The sequence below is a fragment of the Acinetobacter sp. NIPH 284 genome, assembly GCF_000369425.1.
Lineage (GTDB): Bacteria > Pseudomonadota > Gammaproteobacteria > Pseudomonadales > Moraxellaceae > Acinetobacter.
In genome coordinates, this window is sequence record NZ_KB850011.1 from 395,275 (window position 1) to 416,936 (window position 21,662).

17 protein-coding genes and 2 pseudogenes are annotated in these 21,662 nt (G+C 36.5%); 15 read left to right on the forward strand and 4 right to left on the reverse strand.

The annotated features are described in order from the left end of the window. The first annotated feature begins 6 nt into the window (after positions 1-6). From uca to F908_RS07925, 10 genes and pseudogenes are all read left to right on the forward strand, one after another. The gene (gene uca / locus F908_RS07885) at positions 7-3,612 is read left to right on the forward strand and encodes an urea carboxylase (protein ID WP_005160132.1); all 3,606 of its coding nucleotides are present in this window, start codon (positions 7-9) and stop codon (positions 3,610-3,612) included. An 11-nt stretch (positions 3,613-3,623) separates the two neighbouring features. After that, entirely contained in the window at positions 3,624-4,319 is a 696-nt protein-coding gene (locus tag F908_RS07890; RefSeq protein WP_005160135.1) for a GntR family transcriptional regulator, read from the forward strand. Positions 4,320-4,621: 302 nt separating this feature from the next. Further along, complete coding sequence (locus F908_RS07895) at positions 4,622-6,826, forward strand: OsmC domain/YcaO domain-containing protein (protein WP_005160139.1); 2,205 nt, start codon at positions 4,622-4,624, stop codon at positions 6,824-6,826. Between the two features lie 70 nt (positions 6,827-6,896). After that, positions 6,897-6,968: pseudogene (locus F908_RS16270) on the forward strand (type 1 glutamine amidotransferase domain-containing protein); the annotation flags it as partial. 165 nt (positions 6,969-7,133) lie between these two features. Further along, complete coding sequence (locus F908_RS07900) at positions 7,134-9,266, forward strand: TonB-dependent siderophore receptor (RefSeq protein ID WP_005160141.1); 2,133 nt, start codon at positions 7,134-7,136, stop codon at positions 9,264-9,266. A gap of 387 nt (positions 9,267-9,653) precedes the next feature. After that, on the forward strand, positions 9,654-10,646 hold the full coding sequence (locus F908_RS07905; protein ID WP_005160143.1) for a DUF1852 domain-containing protein: 993 nt from the start codon (positions 9,654-9,656) through the stop codon (positions 10,644-10,646). A 30-nt stretch (positions 10,647-10,676) separates the two neighbouring features. Continuing rightward, entirely contained in the window at positions 10,677-11,705 is a 1,029-nt protein-coding gene (locus F908_RS07910; protein WP_005160145.1) for a methionine synthase, read from the forward strand. Between the two features lie 129 nt (positions 11,706-11,834). Beyond that, on the forward strand, positions 11,835-12,326 hold the full coding sequence (locus F908_RS07915; protein WP_005160147.1) for a flavin reductase: 492 nt from the start codon (positions 11,835-11,837) through the stop codon (positions 12,324-12,326). Positions 12,327-12,377: 51 nt separating this feature from the next. After that, the gene (locus F908_RS07920) at positions 12,378-13,178 is read left to right on the forward strand and encodes a sulfite exporter TauE/SafE family protein (RefSeq protein WP_005160149.1); all 801 of its coding nucleotides are present in this window, start codon (positions 12,378-12,380) and stop codon (positions 13,176-13,178) included. Positions 13,179-13,312: 134 nt separating this feature from the next. After that, positions 13,313-14,155, forward strand: coding sequence for a DUF4268 domain-containing protein (locus F908_RS07925; protein ID WP_005160150.1), 843 nt, complete (start codon positions 13,313-13,315; stop codon positions 14,153-14,155). Between the two features lie 4 nt (positions 14,156-14,159). On the opposite strand, the gene F908_RS07930 is transcribed toward F908_RS07925, so the two are convergent. Continuing rightward, positions 14,160-14,858 (reverse strand): DUF1826 domain-containing protein, encoded by a 699-nt coding sequence (locus F908_RS07930; RefSeq protein WP_005160153.1) that lies wholly within the window; start codon positions 14,856-14,858, stop codon positions 14,160-14,162. A gap of 277 nt (positions 14,859-15,135) precedes the next feature. Here F908_RS07930 and F908_RS07935 point away from each other — a divergent pair, with 277 nt between their 5' ends. After that, complete coding sequence (locus tag F908_RS07935; RefSeq protein WP_005160161.1) at positions 15,136-16,467, forward strand: type II toxin-antitoxin system HipA family toxin; 1,332 nt, start codon at positions 15,136-15,138, stop codon at positions 16,465-16,467. Then, positions 16,464-16,772 (forward strand): helix-turn-helix domain-containing protein, encoded by a 309-nt coding sequence (locus F908_RS07940; RefSeq protein WP_004954417.1) that lies wholly within the window; start codon positions 16,464-16,466, stop codon positions 16,770-16,772. The genes F908_RS07935 and F908_RS07940 overlap by 4 nt, the downstream gene beginning before the upstream one ends. 70 nt (positions 16,773-16,842) lie before the next feature. Here F908_RS07940 and F908_RS07945 read toward each other — a convergent pair whose 3' ends face one another. Next, a complete protein-coding gene (locus F908_RS07945; RefSeq protein WP_034602689.1) occupies positions 16,843-17,094 on the reverse strand; it encodes a VF530 family protein in 252 nt (83 codons plus the stop codon). A 245-nt stretch (positions 17,095-17,339) separates the two neighbouring features. Between F908_RS07945 and F908_RS07950 the strand changes: the two genes are divergently transcribed. The 3 genes from F908_RS07950 to F908_RS07960 all read left to right on the forward strand — a co-directional run bounded on the left by F908_RS07950 (position 17,340) and on the right by F908_RS07960 (position 19,677). Beyond that, positions 17,340-17,915, forward strand: coding sequence for a hypothetical protein (locus F908_RS07950; protein WP_005160165.1), 576 nt, complete (start codon positions 17,340-17,342; stop codon positions 17,913-17,915). Between the two features lie 15 nt (positions 17,916-17,930). Next, positions 17,931-18,509 carry a hypothetical protein gene (locus F908_RS07955; protein WP_005160167.1) on the forward strand — a complete coding sequence of 193 codons (579 nt, stop codon included), beginning with the start codon at positions 17,931-17,933 and terminating at the stop codon, positions 18,507-18,509. Between the two features lie 397 nt (positions 18,510-18,906). Next, complete coding sequence (locus F908_RS07960) at positions 18,907-19,677, forward strand: tetratricopeptide repeat protein (RefSeq protein WP_005160169.1); 771 nt, start codon at positions 18,907-18,909, stop codon at positions 19,675-19,677. 512 nt (positions 19,678-20,189) lie between these two features. Here the strand turns inward: F908_RS07960 and F908_RS16505 are convergent. Next, positions 20,190-20,449: pseudogene (locus tag F908_RS16505) on the reverse strand (helix-turn-helix transcriptional regulator); the annotation flags it as partial. Positions 20,450-20,716: 267 nt separating this feature from the next. Then, positions 20,717-21,463, reverse strand: coding sequence for an iron-containing redox enzyme family protein (locus F908_RS07965; protein ID WP_005160172.1), 747 nt, complete (start codon positions 21,461-21,463; stop codon positions 20,717-20,719). Between the last annotated feature and the right edge of the window lie 199 nt (positions 21,464-21,662).

Consider the following 21,662-nt stretch of genomic DNA (forward strand, 5'->3'; position numbering starts at 1 on the left):
ATCATCATGTTTAAAACTGTACTTATTGCAAACCGCGGTGAAATTGCTGTTCGAGCGATTCGCACACTTAAAAAATTAGGTGTAACCAGTGTTGCTGTGTATTCGGATAGTGATCGTTATGCGCAACATGTCGAAGATGCTGATATTGCGATTGGATTAGAGGGTTTAAAACCAGCCGATACTTATTTGAGTATCGAAAAATTAATTCAGGCAGCTAAACAAACTGGCGCAGAGGCAATCTTTCCTGGTTATGGCTTTCTGTCTGAAAGTGCTGATTTTTCTCGCGCTTGTGAAGAAAATAATATTGCCTTTATGGGACCAACAGCAGAGCAAATTTTAGAATTTGGTTTAAAACATCGTGCCCGTGAATTGGCGGCTGCGGCAAATGTACCAATGACTCCGGGAACAGGATTGTTGGATAGTTTAGAAGAGGCACTGACTGCCGCAGATCGTATTGGCTATCCAATTATGTTGAAAAGTACTGCTGGCGGTGGTGGTATTGGTTTGACCCGTTGTGATACACCACAAGCCTTGACCGATGCTTATGAAAGTGTCAAACGCTTGGGAGAACAATTCTTTAAAGACGCTGGCGTATTTATTGAATGCTTTATTGATAAAGCCCGTCATGTTGAAGTGCAAATTTTTGGTGATGGAAAAGGGCAAGTCGTTGCCTTTGGTGAGCGGGATTGTTCTTTGCAACGTCGTAACCAAAAAGTGGTAGAGGAAACGCCCGCGGCAAATTTACCTGAAGCGACACGTAAAAAACTACATCAAGCAGCGATAGAACTCGGGAAATCCGTTAATTATCGTAGTGCAGGAACGGTTGAGTTTATCTACGATGCCAATCGAGATGAGTTTTATTTTCTTGAAGTGAATACACGTTTACAAGTTGAGCATCCAGTCACTGAGATGGTTACGGGTCTAGACTTAATTGAATGCATGCTCAAAGTGGCTGCTGGTGATGAACTTGATTGGGCATATCTCAGCAATATTCAGCCGAAAGGTGCAGCGATTGAGGTTCGTGTTTATGCTGAAGATCCCGTTAAAAATTTCCAGCCTAGTCCCGGTGTACTGACAGAAGTTGCATTTCCAGAAGGTACACGTGTTGATACTTGGGTGAAAACGGGCACAGAGATTTCACAATATTTTGATCCGATGATTGCCAAGATCATTGTGCATGCTGATGATCGTGCTAGTGCGATTGAAAAATTAAAAACCGTTTTGGCGGAAACACGCTTGAATGGTATTAGCACCAATCTGGATTATGCCCGTGCGATTATTTCCGATCAGCGTTTTGATGATATGCAAATATGGACAAGAATGTTGGATGATTTCAACTACACGCCAAACGTGATTGAAGTGATTCAAGCAGGGACTTTGAGTTCAATTCAAGATTATCCAGGTCGTACAGGCTACTGGGATATTGGTGTACCGCCATCTGGTCCAATGGATGATTATGCATTTCAGCTTGCCAATCGTATTGTTGGAAATGATGCTAAAGCCGCAGGTTTTGAGTTTACCCTTGTTGGGCCAACACTTAAATTCCATGCAGATGCAACCATTGCTTTGGCAGGTGCAAGCTGTACTGCTTTGTTAGATGATCAGGAAATTGATTTTTGGAGACCTGTTGCAGTCAAAGCAGGACAAATTTTAAAAATCGGTCAAGTAGAATCAGGTTGCCGTACTTATCTAGCCGTGCGTAATGGTTTGGATGTTCCTGTTTATTTGGGCAGTCGTTCTACCTTTGCACTTGGTAATTTTGGTGGTCATGCAGGGCGTACCTTGCGTGTCGGCGATATGATTAAAATGGTTGATCCAGCATTTGCGAGCGCAGAGTTGCCACTTGCTCATGATGAACCTCAAGCATTGTCGGCTGAATTGATTCCTGAATATAGTAATGAATGGGAAATTGCGGTGTTATATGGCCCGCACGGCGCACCAGATTTCTTTAAACCTGAATATGTAGAAGAGTTTTTTGCATCAGAGTGGACGGTGCACTTTAACTCAAATCGTTTAGGCGTTCGTTTATCAGGACCAACGCCAAGCTGGGCACGAGAAAATGGTGGTGAAGCAGGTTTACATCCATCCAATGTGCATGACTGTGAATATGCAATCGGTGCAATTAACTTCACAGGGGATTTCCCTGTGATTCTGGCAAAAGATGGTCCAAGTTTAGGTGGTTTCGTTTGTCCTGTGACGATTGCCAAAGCAGAACTTTGGAAAGTGGGACAACTCAAAGCCGATGATAAAATTCGCTTTTATCCGATTAGTGTTGAACAAGCCAATGAACTTGAACGTCAGCAAATTGAAAATATCCAAAACTTTGCGGAAGCAAGCAAAGTTGTAGAAACAATTGAGCCAATTCAAGAAGTTGTCAGTACGATTTTGGCACAACGTGAACCAACGGAATTGTCGCCAAAAACAGTGTATCGCCAAGCAGGTGATAGTTATATTCTCTTAGAATACGGCGAAAATGTTTTAGATTTAGCTTTACGTTTACGAGTGCATCAACTGATTCAAATGATTCGTGATGCAAAAATTGCAGGCGTATTAGAACTGTCACCGGGTGTTCGTTCACTACAGATTAAATACGACGGCTTAGTCATTCCACAATCACAATTGATTGCTCAATTACTTCAACTCGAAGAAGAGATGGGTGATTTGAGCCAATTAAAAATCCCATCTCGTATCGTACATTTGCCGATGGCATTTGAAGACAGTGCCACTTTAGGCGCAGTTGAACGTTATCAAGAAAGTGTTTGCTCTAAAGCACCGTGGCTACCAAATAACGTTGACTTTATCCAACGCATTAATGGTTTGGCAGATCGAAATGAAGTTAAAGATATTATTTTTGATGCGAACTATTTAATTCTTGGCTTGGGTGATGTGTATTTAACTGCACCTTGTGCTGTGCCAGTTGACCCACGCCATCGTTTACTCAGTTCTAAATATAATCCAGCACGTACCTTTACCGCAGAGGGAACAGTCGGTATTGGTGGTATGTACATGTGTATCTACGGCATGGATTCACCGGGCGGCTATCAATTAATTGGGCGTACACTACCAATCTGGAACAAGTTTAAGAAAAACAAACAATTTGGTGATAAGCAATGGTTCTTACAATTCTTTGATCAAATCAAATATTTTGAAGTGACTGAAGAAGAATTGAATCAATGGCGTGCCGACTTTGAAAATGGTCGTGCTGAGATCAAGATTGAAGAAACAGAGTTCGATTATGCAGATTATGTACACTTCTTAGATGATGAAGCTGAAAGTATTGCCGAGTTTAAAGCTAAGCAACAACAAGCATTCACAACTGAAGTGGATCGCTGGAAAGAGGAGTTTGCAGCTCAACCTGAAGAACAGATTCAAGAAAATAACTATGCTGATTACAGTCATTTAGCATCATTAAATGCATCGATGACAGGTAATATCTGGAAAATTTTTGTTGAACATGGTCAAGAGGTTAAAAAAGGTGAAACTGTTGCTATTATTGAAGCAATGAAAATGGAACTTCCTGTCTATGCAGAAGAAGATGGCATTGTAAAAGCCATTATTTGTAGAGCAGGGCAAACCGTACATAGAGGTGAACCATTGGTTTATATGGAATAAGGCAAGGTTGCATGAAAGAAACCAAAATAAAAACAACAAAAAGCTCAGACAATTTGTCTGAGCTAGTTTACCAACGCATCAAGAATGATATCTTTGATTTCAAACTGATGCCGGGTGAACGTTTCACTGAATCTGAAGTTGCAAAAGCTTATGATGTAAGTCGCACCCCAATCCGACAAGCGCTATATCGTTTGCAACAAGAGGGTTATGTTGATGTGAGTTTTCGTAGCGGTTGGCAAATCCGACCACTCAATTTTCGTTATTATGAAGAACTTTATGATGTGCGGATCGTATTAGAAAAAGATTCGATTCGTAAACTTTGTCAGATTGATCATCAAAACTCGGTTGAGTTATCCGTATTAAAAGATTTATGGTTGATTGAACCTCATCAATATCTAAAAGAAATTAAACAACTTTCACAACAAGATGAAGATTTCCATTGCGCTTTGGTTCGCGCCTCTGGCAATAATGAAATGGCAAGGATTCATCGTGACTTGAGCGAGCGAATACGTATTATTCGTCGTTTAGACTTCTCTAAAGATTATCGTGTTGAAGCGACTTATCAGGAGCATCAGAAAATATTGGGTTATATTTTTAATCGTAAAGTAGATGAAGCCATTCAGGCGATTGAAGCACATATTATGCAAAGTCGTGATGAAGTGAAAAAAATTACTTTACAGATGTTGGATTCGAGTCAGTTTTACTAGGTTTTAAATAATAACCTTTCAAAAGATGGTTATGTGTGTCTAGAATTTTGGTGGCTATTCACTTGGAAGTAAGGCGGATTTAATTGTTCATAAATAGGCTAGAAAAACAGACAAAAGTTATCAATTACATAAAATACTTCTATAATAGCGCCCATTATGACTAGAGTCCGTTTTTTGTTCAGATGAATGAATGACTCTAGCTACTCTTTTTAAATCAATTTCTTATCCGCGATTCGGGTTATTGATCAATATTTGAAATTTTATGTGTCAGTGCTGACACATAAGAATATTTAGGTGCCAGCATGGAAATCAAGGTTAATTATCTCGACAATCTTCGACAAGAAGCCAAGTTCGATGATTTTACAGTTATCGCTGACCAACCCATTCGTTATAAAGGTGATGGTTCTGCACCAGGTCCATTTGACTACTTTTTAGCATCATCAGCATTATGTGCAGCTTACTTCGTTAAAGTATATTGTGCAGCGCGTGATATTCCGACTGATAATATTCGTTTGTCACAAAACAATATTGTTGATCCAGAAAACCGTTATAAACAAATTTTCAAAATTCAAGTTGAATTACCCGCTGATATTTCTGAAAAAGACCGTCAAGGCATCTTACGTTCAATTGATCGTTGTACCGTTAAAAAAGTAATTCAAACGGGTCCTGAATTTATCATTGAAGAAGTCGAAAGTATTGATGCGGATGCGCAAGCTCTGTTGATGCCAAGTCTGACTTCAGAAAGCAGCACTTATATCGCAGGGAAAGATTTACCACTAGAAGAAACTATTGCCAACATGTCTGGTATTTTGGCGAATCTAGGGATGAAGATCGAAATTGCATCTTGGCGTAATATTGTTCCAAATGTTTGGTCTTTACATATCCGTGATGCACAATCACCAATGTGCTTTACCAATGGTAAAGGCTCTACCAAAGAAAGTGCTTTGGCATCAGCTTTAGGTGAGTTCATTGAACGCTTGAACTGTAACTTTTTCTATAATGATCAGTTCTGGGGTGAAGAAATTGCCAATGCAGAATTTGTACATTATCCAGACGAAAAGTGGTTTAAACCGGACCCGAAAGGTAAATTACCAAAAGAAATTTTGGATGAATATTGCCTTAAAATTTACAACCCAGATAATGAATTACTGGGTACACATTTATATGATACCAACTCAGGAAATACAGAGCGGGGTATTTGTTCGTTGCCATTTGTGCGTCAGTCAGATCAGGAAGTTGTGTATTTCCCATCGAATCTGATTGAAAACTTGTACCTAAGTAATGGAATGAGTGCAGGTAATACTTTGGCTGAAGCACAAGTTCAATGTTTATCTGAGATTTTTGAGCGTGCTGTCAAACGTGAAATTTTAGAAGGTGAAATTGCTTTACCTGATGTACCTCAAGAAGTATTAGCAAAATACCCAAGTATTGTGGCGGGCATCCAAGGTTTAGAAGAACAAGGTTTTCCTGTTTTAGTGAAAGATGCTTCTTTGGGCGGTGATTTCCCAGTGATGTGTGTGACACTGATGAATCCACGTACGGGAGGCGTATTTGCCTCATTCGGCGCACATCCAAGCTTTGAAATTGCGTTGGAACGTAGCCTAACCGAACTCTTACAAGGACGTAGTTTTGAAGGTTTAAATGATCTTCCTCAACCAACCTTCCAAAGTGAAGCAGTCACTGAACCAAATAATTTTGTTGAACACTTTATTGACTCAAGTGGATTAGTTTCATGGCGTTTCTTTAGTGCAAAATCAGACTATGACTTTGTCGAGTGGGATTTCACCAATGATGGTGAAAACTCAAATGAAGAAGAAGCGGCTGAATTGTTTGGCATTTTGGAAGAAATGGGCAAAGAAGTATATATGGCTGTCTATGAGCATTTAGGTGCAACAGCATGTCGTATCTTAGTTCCAGATTATTCTGAAATTTATTTGGTCGAAGATTTAATTTGGGATAACACTAATAAAGCGTTGGCATTCCGTGAAGACATTTTAAATCTGCATCGTTTGGATCAGACTCAACTTGAAGCTTTGGTCGAACGTTTAGAAGAATGTGAATTAGATGACTATACTGAAATTGCGACCTTGATTGGCATTGAGTTTGATGACAATACCGTGTGGGGACAGTTGACTATTCTTGAGCTCAAACTATTGATCTATATTGCATTAGAACAGTTTGAAGAAGCCAAAGAACTGGTTGAAACCTTCTTACAATACAATACCAATACCGTTGAACGTGGACTATTCTATCAATGCATGAACGTAGTACTTGAAGTATTGCTCGATGATGAGATGGAATTAGAAGACTATGAAACGAATTTCCGTCGTATGTTTGGTAACGAACGTATGGATGCAGTCATCGGATCTGTTGAAGGGAATGTTCGTTTCTATGGTCTCACACCAACAAGTATGAAACTTGAAGGGCTTGATCGCCATTTACGTTTGATTGATAGCTATAAGAAATTGCATCAAGCGCGTGCAAAGGCTGTCGGAGTAGCTGTATAAATACAAGCTAAACGTTAAACCTTTAAAAAGTGCATGTTGATCATGCACTTTTATATCGTTAGTCCACTGTTGGGAAGACTATGATGTAATTTATTACACGGGTGGGCACGGCGTGATGTGGGGTTTTTTAAATAATGCCGATTAAAAACATTTTGATCATATGCTCTGTCTCTACCTACGGTATACAGAACATTTAAAAATATTAGATAGATGGTGGAAAACGTACTTGTTCAATCATAGAAAATTGTGAATACTCATGCCCGAAAATTTAGACGATAAGATTATCTTTCGGGGTTAGGCAATTACTGTGAAAACATATCCATTTACATTTTCTCGCTTACACAAAGCGTTACTGGCAGTTGGTTCATTTTCATGCCTAGGGCTAAGCTCAGTATTGGTACATGCTGAAGATGAAAATAAGGTATCCCAATTAGAAACAATCACAGTAAACGCCCAAGCAGCAGAAAGTGTATATTTTCAACCAAAGGTGAATTTATCTGGTTTTACTCAACAAAATATTGCTGAGATTCCTGCATCTATTCATGCCGTGACGGCTGAGCGAATTGCTGATCAACATGCGAAAACATTAACGGATGTTGTGAAAAACGATGCTGCGGTAGGTGATGGTTACGCCCCAATTGGCTATTACTCAAACTTTATGATGCGTGGTTTCGCACTGAACCTTGGTTCAAGCTACTTGCTCAATGGTAACTTACTTCGCGGTGAACAAAATGTCGCACTTGAAAACAAAGAACAAGTCGAAATTTTAAAGGGTATCAGTGCCATTCAAAGTGGAATGTCAACACCTGCGGGTGTGGTTAATTATGTAAGCAAACGCCCTAAAGACATCCGTTCAATAACCGTTGATGCAGATAGTCATGGCGGTAATCGTATCGCAGCGGACTTTGGTGGATTTTTAGATGAGCAGCAATTGGGTTATCGAATAAATTTGGCGCATGAGGAAATCCATCCGTATGTAGAACATGCCAATGGTAAACGCTTATTTGGTTCTTTAGCATTAGACTGGAATATATCAGATCGTTCAAAATTAGAACTTGATATCGAATCACAGCGTCAACGTCAGCGTTCAGTACCTGGTTATCAGTTGCTTGATGGTAAAACCGTACCTACTGGCGTAGAGTGGGATCGTTTACTTGGCTATCAAAGTTGGAGCCAACCTGTCATTAACCAAAGTTTAAACACAGGCTTAAAATATAATTACCAAATCAATAAAGATTGGTCAGCAAATCTAAGTGCTTCTCAAAGTCGTGTTGTAGTGGATGATTATTCAGCGTTTGCCTATACCTTTGATCAAAATGGTAACTATGATATTTATGACTTCCGCAGTCCTGATGACAGTTACCTGACCAATCAATTTAAAGCAGGCTTAAATGGTCAATTTAGTACAGGATCATGGCAACATAAGTTGAGTTTAGAATTATCACAAACTTATAAACGACATGCGCAATACGATGCGATTAACCAAGCTGTCGGTACAGGGAATATTTACACTGATACTGTGGACTTTGCTCCATCAGGCGCGGTTTTGGGCAATCACTACAAATCTTTAAACAGTCAGCAAACAGCATTAAATTTACTTGATCAAGTTGAATTTAATACAGCATGGTCAATTCTAGCAGGCGGAAAACTACTGCATTTAAATGAAGATGCTTATAATGCATCTGGTAATAATATTCGTGACACTAACTTTAATCGCTTTTTACCTCAATTTGCTGTGATGTATCAGCCTTGGGAAAAGACTCATATTTATGCTTCTTATGCCAAAGGATTAAGTGACGGCGGACAAGCACCGTGGTTTGCAAACAATCCTTCTGTGACATTAGCACCTAAACATTCAGCGCAATATGAATTGGGATTTAAGCAGCAGTGGCAAGATTTACTTTTTTCAGCTGCATTATTTGATTTAAAACAAGATAATCAACATACCAATACTTCAAATGATTTCGTAAAAGATGGTGAACAACATAACCTCGGCTTAGAACTTGGTCTACAAGGGCGTATTGGTCAAAACCTAGATATGACATCGACTTTAGCACTGACCCGTTCACGCTTAAAAGACATACAATCATCTGAATATGATGGTCATCAAACTCAAAATGTACCAACTGTACGTTTGGCGAGTTATATCTCATACCAAGTTCCCCAAGTTGAAGGATTACGTTTACTCGCTGGCATACAATACAGTAGCAGTAAATATGCCAATAAAATAGGCAGCGTAAAAGTTCCAAGCTACACAGTTTTTAATACTGGTGCAGCTTATAACTTTAAAGCTAATGGCTATGAAAACACGTTAAGATTCAATGTTGATAATCTATTTAATAAAAAATATTGGCGAGATGTCGGTAGCTTCTTTGGTGATGATTATTTATTTCTTGGTACACCACGGACAGCACAATTGTCTTGGACGGTGAATTTTTAAATCCAATTCACTGATATGAATAAAGACGATCTGACTTAAAATTAGATCGTCTTTTTACGAGATTCTGCTATTGGATTAATAAAATTCAAGTTTTTATATCGTTGTAAACAAAAAATAGAAACGAAACATTGTATGTCATCATCTAAAGAATAATTCCAAATTACAAAGACGCCCTTATAGCAATAATTCAATCAATATCCTGATAGTTTTTCAGCTCATGATGAAGCTCGTTCAGGTTAGAGCACTGAAACCTATAAAAACACACAACAATGAATTTTATTCATCTTTTGGTTAGATTAAATCATTTTTATTCATGTGATGATTCGAGTATAAATTACAACATAAAGAAGTTTACGGTTTATCGCAAAAATTAGGATACCAATCATCATGAGTAAAGAGTTTGCATGTTCAATTAAACGCATTCGTTTTGATGAAAACTATCAACCAGCGGATAGCACACGTCTAACGACTAATTTTGCCAACTTAGCACGCGGTGAAAGTCGAGAGGAGAATCTTCGTAATACACTTCGAATGATTAATAATCGTTTCAATGCTTTAGCACAAACTGATAATCCGAATGGTGACCGTTATTCACTTGAAATTGATATTATTTCTGCAGATTTAGATATTGAAGGTAATGGTAAAACTTTTCCAATCATTGAAATGCTGAAAAGCACCATTACCGATCACCATACCAATCAACGTATTGAAGGCATGATTGGCAATAGTTTCTCGTCTTATGTACGTGATTATGATTTTAGTGTGGTGCTGAAAGAACATAATAAAGAGAACTCAACTTCGTATGCACCCGAAGGTTTCGGTGATTTACACGGTAAGCTTTATCAATATTTAGTAAATTCAGATACGTTTAAGGCTGAATTTAATCAACAACCTGTCATTTGTTTAAGTGTTTCAACGGCAAGGACTTATCAGCGTACTGTTAATGAGCATTCAGTTTTAGGTGTTGAATATAAGCAAGATCAATATTCACGTACAGATGAATATTTCCATAAAATGGGCTTACAGGTTCGCTTCTTCATGCCGAAAGGAAGTGTTGCGCCTTTAGCATTCTATTTTGCGGGTGATTTATTACGTGATTACACCGATTTTGAACTGATTAGCGCAATTAGCACGATGGAAACTTTCCAAAAGATCTACCGTCCTGAAATTTACAATGCAAATTCTTCAGCAGCACAAGTGTATCAAGCAAGTTTAGAGTATCCAGATTACTCATTAACACGAATCGTTTACGACCGTGTAGAGCGTGGTCAATTGGCAGTAAAACAAGGTAAATGGACGGAAGAAAACTTTATCAAACCTTATCAAAACATCCTTGAACAATGGGCTGCTAACTACACCGTACAAAGTAACGCTGCTTAATTTACCCGAAATAGAGATAGAAGATTTAAAATGGCAATTTTATTACCAACATCAACGGCTGGCAGCTTACCGAAACCTTCATGGCTTGCAGAACCTGAAAAACTTTGGTCACCTTGGAAATTAGAGGGTGAGGCATTAATCGAAGCGAAGCAAGATGCTCTGCGTTTATCTCTACAAGAACAGATCCATGCGGGAATTGATATTGTGAGCGATGGTGAGCAAACTCGCCAACATTTTGTCACCACATTTATCGAGCATCTTGATGGTGTAGATTTTGAGAAGCGTGAAACAGTTCGTATCCGTAATCGTTATGATGCAAGTGTTCCATCTGTAGTCGGTGCAGTCTCTCGCCAAAAGCCAGTTTTCGTGGAAGATGCCAAGTTTTTACGTAGCCAAACAACACAACCAATCAAATGGGCGCTTCCAGGTCCAATGACTATGATTGACACGTTATATGATGGTCACTATAAAAGCCGTGAAAAACTGGCTTGGGAATTTGCCAAGATTCTTAATCAAGAAGCACTTGAATTAGAAGCTGCGGGTGTTGATATTATTCAATTTGACGAACCTGCATTTAATGTATTCTTTGATGAAGTGAATGATTGGGGTGTTGCAACCTTGGAAAGAGCGCTTGAAGGTCTTAAATGTGAGACTGCGGTTCATATTTGCTATGGCTATGGCATCAAAGCCAATACAGATTGGAAAAAGACTTTGGGTTCAGAGTGGCGTCAATATGAAGAAGCTTTCCCTAAGCTTCAAAAGTCTAAAATTGATATCGTTTCACTTGAATGCCAAAACTCTCGTGTACCAATGGATCTCATCGAACTGATCCGTGGTAAAAAAGTCATGGTTGGTGCGATTGATGTTGCAACCAATAATATTGAAACAGCGGATGAGGTTGCAGATACGCTACGCAAAGCGCTTCAGTTTGTCGATGCCGATAAACTTTATCCATCTACTAACTGTGGAATGGCGCCTTTATCTCGTGAAGTAGCACGCGGCAAGCTGAATGCCTTAAGTGCAGGTGCAGAAATTATCCGAAAAGAGCTCGCCGTTTAGTATTTAGCAATTAGGAAATATCGTTAGCAGCCCATTCGGTTTGAAATGATTTAGATGTGCAAATGTGACGCAAGTGTGTGTTAGGTCTTAATCTAAAGAAAAGCTACAGTTCAATTTAGGAATCAGATGATGATTGAAGCAAATGACTTTAGAAATGCGATGTCTTTACTGACAAGTGCAGTGAATGTGGTGACTACAGCGGGAGCATCTGGTCGTCATGGATTTACCGCATCTGCTGTATGTAGCGTTACGGATACACCTCCGACATTATTGGTGTGTATGAATACAGCCTCTAGGTCACATGCACATTTTATTGAAAATGAAACTTTAACTGTGAATGTTCTAGGCGCGCAACATCAGCATATTTCCAATGTGTTTTCTTCTAAGTTGACGTCTGAAGAGCGGTTTAAACATGGAACTTGGACTAAATTAAAAACAGGTGCACCTGTTTTAGAGGATGCTCTTGTCAGTTTTGATTGTCAGATTGAACAAATTCAGGAAGTAGGAACACATACTATTTTTATTTGCCGTACAGTTGCTATTCAAAAAAGTCAGCATGAACATAGTCTGGTGTATTTTAATCGTGCTTATCACCAAGTAGGTGAGACTGAAGTTGCTTAAACCAACATTCGCTATTCATTTAATATTAACCTTCAATCAAGTAAGTATGTCGTGGAATTAATCATTTTTTTAGCTATAGGTGCATTAGCGGGATTCGCTGCTGGACTTTTTGGTGTAGGTGGTGGGCTGATCATTGTACCGCTTTTATATGTTGTCTTTACACAAATGGGCTATGATCCTGAAGTTGTGATGCATCTTGCTTTGGGTACTTCATTAGCCACCATTATTGTGACGTCTATCAGCTCATTAATGGCGCATAATAAAAATGGTGCAGTAATTTGGCCTGTATTCAAAAATCTGACTCCTGGTTTAGTCATTGGGTCATTTTTTGGTGCGGGTATTGCAGGATTACTATCAAGGGAACACTTACAACTGATTATTGGTGTTTTTGTGATTTGGGTTGCATACCAAATGTTTATTGGAGCCAAAAAAGTAATAGATCAGAATAAAGTCCTTCCATCAACGACTAAACAGGTGTTCGCAGGTACAGGAATAGGCATAGCATCAGCAATTTTTGGTATTGGTGGAGGTAGTCTAACCGTACCTTATTTAAATCATCACGGTGTAGTCATGCAAAAAGCAGTTGGAACATCTGCTGCATGTGGCTTACCTATCGCAATCGCAGGTGCGCTAGGGTTTATGTTATTTGGTATGAAAGAACAAATAAATGTTCCGAATAGCATTGGTTTTGTTCATGTTTATGCATTTCTGGGTATCAGTGCGATGAGCTTTTTCACTGCAAAGCTAGGTGCCAAAGTGGCACATGCTTTATCACCGCAAATGTTAAAAAAATGCTTTGCTGTACTACTGTTGTTTGTCGGATGTTTTTTCCTTTTTAAGGGGATACGTTGAAATATAAGAGTTTGATTCACTTTGATAAAAGCTCATTAAATATGGGCTTTTTTTTACATTGTGATTAAATGTATTACAGATATGGTAATCTAATATTATCCCCAGCAGTTATGAATTTCGAGCTTATCTCATAAATGTACAAAATTAACTCTCAACAAAATAGAATTTCTCCGCTACTTACTAAAACTTTTTCTGAGCTTGGGTTTTCTGAGCGTCATCATCTTCAAGAGTGGTTGGTTAATACCCCAGCTGTTTTTGGAGAAGAACTATTGATAATTCAAAAGGAATTTGCTGGTTTTGATGATACAAAAGAGCGTTTAGATCTCTTGGCGATCGACAAAGAAGGTAATTTAGTTATTATTGAAAATAAACTTGATGATTCTGGGCGTGATGTTGTATGGCAAGCTTTAAAATATGCAGGTTATTGTTCTAATCTTACTAAAAATGACATTATCGAAATTTATCAGAAATATCTTGACCAATATTATCCGAATGACCACGTCAAAGCTTCAGATCGATTATCTGAGTTCTTAGAAATTGAGGATTTACAGACCAAACTTATCAATACTAGTACAAGTCAAAGAATTATTTTAGTTGCAGCTAACTATAGAAAAGAAGTTACGAATACTATGCTTTGGCTAAGCCAATTTAACCTATCATGTCAATGCTTTAGTATTTCTCGTTCAGAACCTGATGCAAATAATGCTACTTTTGAATACCTAAAATCTCATCGAGATCAAATTGAGAAAATATTTGGACAACCACTTGAGTGGTTACCTTTACCTGGAAAAAAATCATGTCGCATTCAATATGCAAAACCTTTTGATGGTTATGACAAAGCAGAATGGCCAAAAATGATCGAATGGATGGTTACAAATATGATAAAATTTGAACAAGCATTTGCTCCGCACATGAATGGTATTTATCAATTGCTCAAACAAGGGCAGTGGCAATCCAAGATACATGAAGATGAATAAACATCTAACAAATTAATAAAAGTCTATACTCTCCATCATTTTCAGTAGGTGCTCTATGCACACAGGGTAAAACTTGTTGTGTTGGATGGTCGACTGCCAAACGCCATAGATGACCTAAACCCAAATTAATAGGTTTACTCTCAGGTTTTGCTCGGTAGTGCAAATCAAAGAAATATTCTTCTAAAAAATTCTCAAATTCGGCTTCTGGTCCATCATGTAGATTTTTTAGTTTTTCTCTAATTTCAGGAACTAAAATCTTTTGCTCAACTTGATCGTTTGGCAGAATCTCACTTGCCGCACCGTGATAGGTACATAAAAAAGTATCTGTTGGAATAGGCGAGCGATCAACATGAAATGAATAAACATCTGTCGAAATATAATCTAACTCATCATCACGTTCGTAATTTTGAATTAAGTTAAGCGTAGGTGATGCGCCAAGCTCTGTTAATTGCTGAATATCCGAAATTATGATTTCTCTTGCTAAACGACCATGTTCAGAAAGTTGTAAAGCCAATAAATCATCAACTGAAATCTCAGTGATATTTTCCTTTAGCTGAAGTTTTTTGACGATTTCTTGAAAATCTCCATTCAGGTTTCTATACCAACAAATCGCATTTCTATCTCCTTGAAAATTAGAACTGATAAGTTCGGAGAAACTAGAAACCACGCTAATTTGCTTGTGATTAGAAAATGCATTCTTCATAAAAAGAAGTTTATCAAAAAGAAAATATGTTTAATGATACACAGTTCGATCACGTTAACAACGATAGATGGAATAGTATTTTTCAAACATTTAATTTTTCATACCTTATAACAATGAAATAAAGGGTTTTAAATAGACACTGAATAAGTTATTTTCCACAGATCGTTATGAGCAAATTTATGCTCAAAAACTTACATAAAAAATAATTATGCGCAAATATATTCACAAATATAAAAAAAGAGAGTATTTTTGAGAAAATAATTGCTCATTTACATCAATGAAAAAATTAACAATACAGGCGTTACTTGATCAAAGTTGGTTTGATATTGCTGAACTAACATTATTAGAACCTAAACTAGGCTCAGCAAGTGCCAGTGAATTAGCTTACGATTTAGAATACGCAATCCACAATTTGGACAAGCGAGATGAGCATGCCTGTAGTTTGTCGCTACCTATACAAATACTAATAAAACATGAATCTAGTTCATGGTTTGGTTTTTTAGATGATATTGTTCCATCAGGTGCTGCACGCCGTTATTGGGTGAATTTTCTAGGTCTACAAAGACTAACGCATGCTGAGCAAGATAGTATTTTATTAGAAAAAGGTGGCATCGCACCCGTAGGCAATTTGAGAATAAAAGAAGCTCTTCCACCAATCAATCCTGAATCAACTCTGCATTTACGTTATTTTAGTCAAAGTGATGTTGCTGACCGAAATGTAGATTTTCTTGAATATGCACAGCAAATGGGTGCAATTAGTGGTGGTGCAACAGGAGCGGGTGGTGAAGCTCCTAAATTATTGATTCGTGCTACAAAAGATCAAAATATTTGGATTGATACTTATCAACAAAACTTTGATCAACCTGATCAACACTATCTAGTTAAATTCCCTAGAAATAATCGTAGTGAGATCGACTGTAATATTCTCAGAGCAGAATACTATTACTATCAAGAGCTAAAAGAGTTGGGTTTCAATACCATTGAAACTACAGAAATGAAGCTGATCGAAGGTGAAAAATATCCATCATTATGGCTACCAAGATTTGATGTTGAATGGCACAACCAAAAATGGCATCGTTATGGACTTGAATCTGTCTATTCCGTATTAAATAAAGCTTCGGGTAGCCATCTCAATCACTTTGAAGTGATTGAAAATCTATGCAATTTACTGATATCTATTGATTCAGAGTTTGATTCAGAACAATTCGTTTGTGAGTGGTTACAGCGAGATTTACTCAATATTATTTTTGGTAATTCTGATAATCATGGGCGAAATACTTCATTTCTAAAACAATCTGGAAAAATTTCGCTTGCTCCAATTTATGATTTTGCTCCAATGAAAGCTGATCCAGAAGTTGTCACAAGATCAACAACTTGGGGAAGTCCTTATGAGGAAGGAGGAGAATATCAATGGGAGCAAATTACACAAAAGCTTGCACATTTATGCGATCCGAATTTGTCTCTAACTACATTGAAATCTTTAGCAAGTCATCTTGTTGGGCTAAAACAAAGATTAATAGATAAAGGTGTACCAAAACAAATTATGGAGATTCCAGCGCTTTCATTTGACTATGTTGAAGCTAAATTAGAAAGATGGGAACTATTATGAATACAAAAAATCAGACTCAAGATCGTCAACAAGTTCTTATTGATCTATATATGCAGTACTTATTGAATGAAATTACATTGGGACAATTATTGGCGTATTTGCGAAAAAATATTCTTGGTATGTCTCAGGAACAATATGCAAATTTAGTCGGTGTAAGTCGTAGGACGTTAACAGATATTGAACAAGATAAAGGAAAACTTACGCAATCTGTTTTAGACAAGGTATTTAAACCACTTGGATTGAAAGCAGGACTTGTACCGACTCATGAGCACATTGTGAGAAAGATCATTAAACCATCAGAATGAGATCAATGGCTATGGAACATATAGTTTCCTGATAAAAGATATTAAGAATCGGCTAATTAAAATGCTGGGACTAGAGTTTTGATAGCTGAGATTTTTGTTTGGCTTTTTGGCGTAAGACATACAAATATAAGCTTTCTACTTTTTCACGTGCCCATGGTGTGGTACGCAAGAATCGCAATGATGATTTAACACTTGGATCTATGCAAAAACATCTAATTTCAATTTTACAACTTAAGCCTTCAAAGCCACCGTAGTAATCCAATAATTCATCCAAAATGTCAGCAAGTTTTTTGCCGTGTAGAGGGTCATTGGAGGCGTTCATAATAGAGCAACAATATTTTGGAAGACCACCATTATAACCTAGGCTAGTTAAAAATGAGAGAGTTGGAATTTGAACGTAATTAAAATAGAAAATCACAGCTTATTTTCTAGTTAACCTTTTTCTAAATATAAATTAGTAAAGCTATTGAATTTTGGTGTGAGAAAGAAATATATGAAGTTATTGCTAGGTGTATCAGACTTAACATAAAATGAAGCTATGCGACTTCAGAATGACTAAGATCGAAAATGATTGACATACTATCTTTAATTGTTGCACTTACATCGCTGATTGTTGCTTATATTATTTATTATAACAATTCTATTGGTGATGTTGTTGTTTATGCAAAAGTAGATTTAACAAGACCTACAATGATTAATCTTGTCATTCATAATATTGGGAAAGGAGTCGCTAGGGATATTAATTTTATTAGTCCCACTGGTATACCTGAAAAATCTTATGGTATTGAAGGATTGACTCAACCTAAGAAAATTTATGAATCAGGTGCTTTAGTTGATGGTTTAACAATACTGCTTCCTGATGAAAAATTAGTTTATTCATGGGGGCAGTTTGGTGGACTAAAAGAGGCTTTAGATAATAAGCCCTTGGAAATAACAATTACTTTTTATAGTCGTACAGCACTACAAATATTTAAAAGAAAAATCGTTAATAAGGTCATTGTTAATCCAATGGAGTTCTCAGGCGTCAATATTAGTGAACCATCTTTCCAAACTGAAATTAAAAAATCACTGAGAGAAATATCCTCATCTCTAAAAAAATTTCCAAATAAAAAAGGGTACACGTCTTTTAATGATGGACTCTAGTCTAGAAGGTAAAAAATGACTTACGGTTATCGCATAAACTTAGAACAAATTTTATTAAAAAGGGCAGATGAAGCGTGGTTGTCCGTTAAGGAAGATTTTAAACTACTGCCTGATGCTGACCCAGAAACAGGGCAAAGTCAGAGTTTTTATGGTCCTGAATTTGAAAATGAAGTAGTTCTTTTATCCTGCATTGATTGTGTTTTAGGATGGGCACTAGCAGTAGAATCTTTTATAAATTTTGTTTGGATTACAAATATAAATACTCAAGATATTAACGAGAGAAGTATTAAAGGCGGTCCTGTAGCAAAATTCAAAGAATTATGTAGACGGAATGATGTAAATTTAGATAGGATTAACTTTATAGCAGATTTGAAAAAGTTAATTACTGTTAGAGATGAGTTGGTTCATTTCAAGAAACCTATTACATATGTTGGTTTTAGCTTTGCCCCACAATATCAACATGATTTTTCCTTGCTAAACATGGAGAAATATCAAAAATCTGTTCACTCTTTAATTAAATTTCTTGGTGTAACCTTCAATGTGAATTATGATTTTCTCAATGGAGAATATTCGTTCTTTTATTCAAGTGAATAAAATAAAAATGAGTCACACTAGTGATTTAATCCTAACCATAAATTGGTAACTTTTAAATAAGGCAACTATAACCAAAGTGTTGGTAAACACGGCAGAATCAACTGCTAAGCAAGATGTTCAACCCCCAATTTATAATATGCGGGAAACGATTGACAAAATCTGCATCATGTACCCAGACATAGAGGTCATAGCCACGCAGATTTGCGTAGGCTCGGCTAATACGCAAGTCGAGTAGCGGTCTGATTTCTGCATAACTTATATTATGTTCATTAGGATACTCAGTAACGTGATGTATAATCGTAGATCATCACGTTACTGAGCTGTGGCTACAAACAGTGTTGTAGGCCACAGTCTTGGATATGCTATTTAACATAAAATTAAGTTATGCGACTTCAGAATGACCATATTTAAATTAATTATGAATAAAATATTTTTTTCTCTTGTGATTTTAATTTGCTCAATAAATTCAAATGCGGAAGAAATAAAACCGTTGCCTGAAAATATTGAATCCTATCAAACATCTAACTTTTTAAACTATTTAGAAAAAGCAGCACAAGAAACTCGAAAAGAAGCTGAAAATGGTAATGCTGAAGCTCAATATGCATTAGGCAATATATATGCTTCAGGTTTAGGCGTAAAGCAAGATGATTTACAGGCTGTAATATGGTGGAAAAAAGCTGCTTCTCAAGGAAATCCTAAAGCTGAAACCAGTTTGGGAAATATGTATTTACAAGGTCGAGGCGGGCTTTGGAATAGTTTTATAGAAGCAATGAAGTTATGGGAGTCAGCAGCAGCTAAAAATGATTCTTTAGCACAACTTCAGTTAGCGGTTAGCTATAGAAATGGTCGAATTGCTTCAGAACAAAATTTTGAGTTAGGTCTAGAATGGCTAATTAAGTCAGCAGAGCAAGGAAATATTGATGCTCAAAGTTATCTTGGGCATAGCTATTTAACAGGACAGGGAGTTGAAAAAAATTATGTTAAAGCTCTGAAATGGTTAACAGAAGCTGCCAATGGTGGACATTCAGATGCTCAATATCATTTAGGAATGATGTACTTTACTGGCACAGGTGTTCAAGAAAATAAGAAAATCGCCAAAGTATGGCTTAAAAAAGCAGTACAACAAGGAAATGAAATGGCGTTAATTTTTTATCCTAATAATGAATAAAGTTGTTTCAACTTTATTTCCGATAAGGCACTACTAACTAACAGTACTTGCAGGTAAATCCGTTTAAATAAAACTAATCACTGTCTCAGACATTTTATTTAACTTATGTTCACCTAAAATCTAGTTAAAAAAGTATTATTTAAATTTATGCTTTAAATTTAAATACTTAGTTGGAAAAAATTAAAAAAATGAAATCGTAGTTCATGAACCTAAAGGTTTTTCTAGTTCATTTTGGCAATAGACGGAATTTGTCTGGGAGAGAGTTAGTAATCCACATTAAGTAAAAAAAATGGTAAATCTATTATATTTTCTGTCCTTTTTATTATCTTTTTGGATTATAGACACATTGTATTATTTGATTAAGGTCATAGTTATACAAATTGTCGACTTGGATAACCGAAAATAATCAAAATGGAGAAAGCGAATAGCGAACTGTTCATTTGGAATACTTTATTTAACATAATATACATTATACGCAATTATTATAACATTAGTTAGATAGTCTATTTTCTTTATTTTGGTATTCTATAGTTACTTGGCGTCATATTTGTCCACTTTTTAAAAGCACGTGAAAATGAGAAATATCTGCATAGCCTAAAAGATTTGAAATCTCTTGAATGGATAAATTTATTTTCTTTTAAAAGAGCTTTTGCTTTTGCCTGACGGCTTTCACTAAGTAAGATTTGAAATGTTTTTTTTCATTTGCAAGTTGACGTTGTAAAGTTCTATCAGTTAAACCAAGATGCTTAGCGATTTGGTTCAACGACAAAAATTGCTGTAATTCTGCTTTAGAAGTTCTTTATTAAATATTAAATGATATTGATCAGCACCAAACTTTTATTGCCTACCATGTCCTATATATAAAGAACGAGAAAAAATTTTTATTCGTTTTGAAGAATACATAGTTAATCTAGACAACTTAACCCGCCACTGGAGTTCCCTAAATTAAAGAATTTCTACGATAAAATGAATTCAGTTTAAAAAATTAAATAAAACTGCTACTTAGTACTCCAACTAAATAGCAGTTTATTCAGTATTTTTAATTATTATTTTGTAACTTGTAACACTCATCTAAAGCCAGCTCATAATAAGCCAAGCCTTCTTTCGCTGCTAAAAAAGCTTTTCTCTGAGAAACTGGATCTTTGTCGCATAATCTCTTAATCAGCTCCATCGCCTCATAAGGATGTAGATCATCATAGTGTGCATGAGCTCTTAACCATGCCAATGATCTTTTATTAATATTTACTTCTGGTGTTTCTGTATAAGCTTGTATTCCTTTATAAACATGAATGGTCCAATCGCCTGTCGCCCACTCTATTGCTAAATTTGTTGCAGCAATACTCTCCGCTAAACTTCCCCTAAAATTTACATCCCATAAAAAATGATTGATTGCATTCATTGCTACTGGTGGTCTAACTTCATTCAACATTTCAGTCGTTATGCCAAAACCCTTCGCCCAATCTTGATACCAATGTAAATGTCTTTCTTCAACTTTGATATTTTGAATTAACCAATCTCTAGTCTCAGTTACACCATCTAAAGAAAAAGCCGTCGCTTTAGCCAAAGCACCTGCCATATATGATGGAAAATGAGCAACCAAAGGGTAAAAATTTAATAATGCTGACCGAAAGCATTCTAAATTTAGGCTACCGCTTGCCATATCTAAAAATAAAGGGTGTTTGCTTACTCGTTCTTTTGCAGGAACAAGTTCATCCCAAAATTGTTGTGCCCATTCTGAGTGAGGTGTTATTTCTAGTTTTGTTCCATATTGCTTCATAACAGTCATTTCGATCCATCCTATTTCGTATGACTTATTTCAATTATTTTCCACGATTGCTGCTTATTTTTATAGCTAGATTTAATCGTAATACAATTAATATACAATGATTGCTATTTAATTTGTAACATTTTTTATCTGTTCAGCATTTTATTAAGTTTAATCATTATATTCGTTGCTAATACATTCATATTACACCCGAAGAATA

Excerpts from the sequence above, each read along its gene's own strand:
- F908_RS07930 (WP_005160153.1), bottom strand. The coding sequence starts at position 14,858 with ATGAAGAATGCATTTTCTAATCACAAGCAAATTAGCGTGGTTTCTAGT.
- F908_RS07950 (WP_005160165.1), top strand. The coding sequence starts at position 17,340 with ATGATTGACATACTATCTTTAATTGTTGCACTTACATCGCTGATTGTT.
- F908_RS07960 (WP_005160169.1), top strand. The coding sequence starts at position 18,907 with ATGACCATATTTAAATTAATTATGAATAAAATATTTTTTTCTCTTGTG.
- F908_RS07895 (WP_005160139.1), top strand. The coding sequence starts at position 4,622 with ATGGAAATCAAGGTTAATTATCTCGACAATCTTCGACAAGAAGCCAAG.
- F908_RS07955 (WP_005160167.1), top strand. The coding sequence starts at position 17,931 with ATGACTTACGGTTATCGCATAAACTTAGAACAAATTTTATTAAAAAGG.
- F908_RS07890 (WP_005160135.1), top strand. The coding sequence starts at position 3,624 with ATGAAAGAAACCAAAATAAAAACAACAAAAAGCTCAGACAATTTGTCT.
- F908_RS07940 (WP_004954417.1), top strand. The coding sequence starts at position 16,464 with ATGAATACAAAAAATCAGACTCAAGATCGTCAACAAGTTCTTATTGAT.
- F908_RS07910 (WP_005160145.1), top strand. The coding sequence starts at position 10,677 with ATGGCAATTTTATTACCAACATCAACGGCTGGCAGCTTACCGAAACCT.
- F908_RS07935 (WP_005160161.1), top strand. The coding sequence starts at position 15,136 with ATGAAAAAATTAACAATACAGGCGTTACTTGATCAAAGTTGGTTTGAT.
- uca (WP_005160132.1), top strand. The coding sequence starts at position 7 with ATGTTTAAAACTGTACTTATTGCAAACCGCGGTGAAATTGCTGTTCGA.
- F908_RS07965 (WP_005160172.1), bottom strand. The coding sequence starts at position 21,463 with ATGACTGTTATGAAGCAATATGGAACAAAACTAGAAATAACACCTCAC.
- F908_RS07905 (WP_005160143.1), top strand. The coding sequence starts at position 9,654 with ATGAGTAAAGAGTTTGCATGTTCAATTAAACGCATTCGTTTTGATGAA.
- F908_RS07925 (WP_005160150.1), top strand. The coding sequence starts at position 13,313 with ATGTACAAAATTAACTCTCAACAAAATAGAATTTCTCCGCTACTTACT.
- F908_RS07945 (WP_034602689.1), bottom strand. The coding sequence starts at position 17,094 with ATGAACGCCTCCAATGACCCTCTACACGGCAAAAAACTTGCTGACATT.
- F908_RS07915 (WP_005160147.1), top strand. The coding sequence starts at position 11,835 with ATGATTGAAGCAAATGACTTTAGAAATGCGATGTCTTTACTGACAAGT.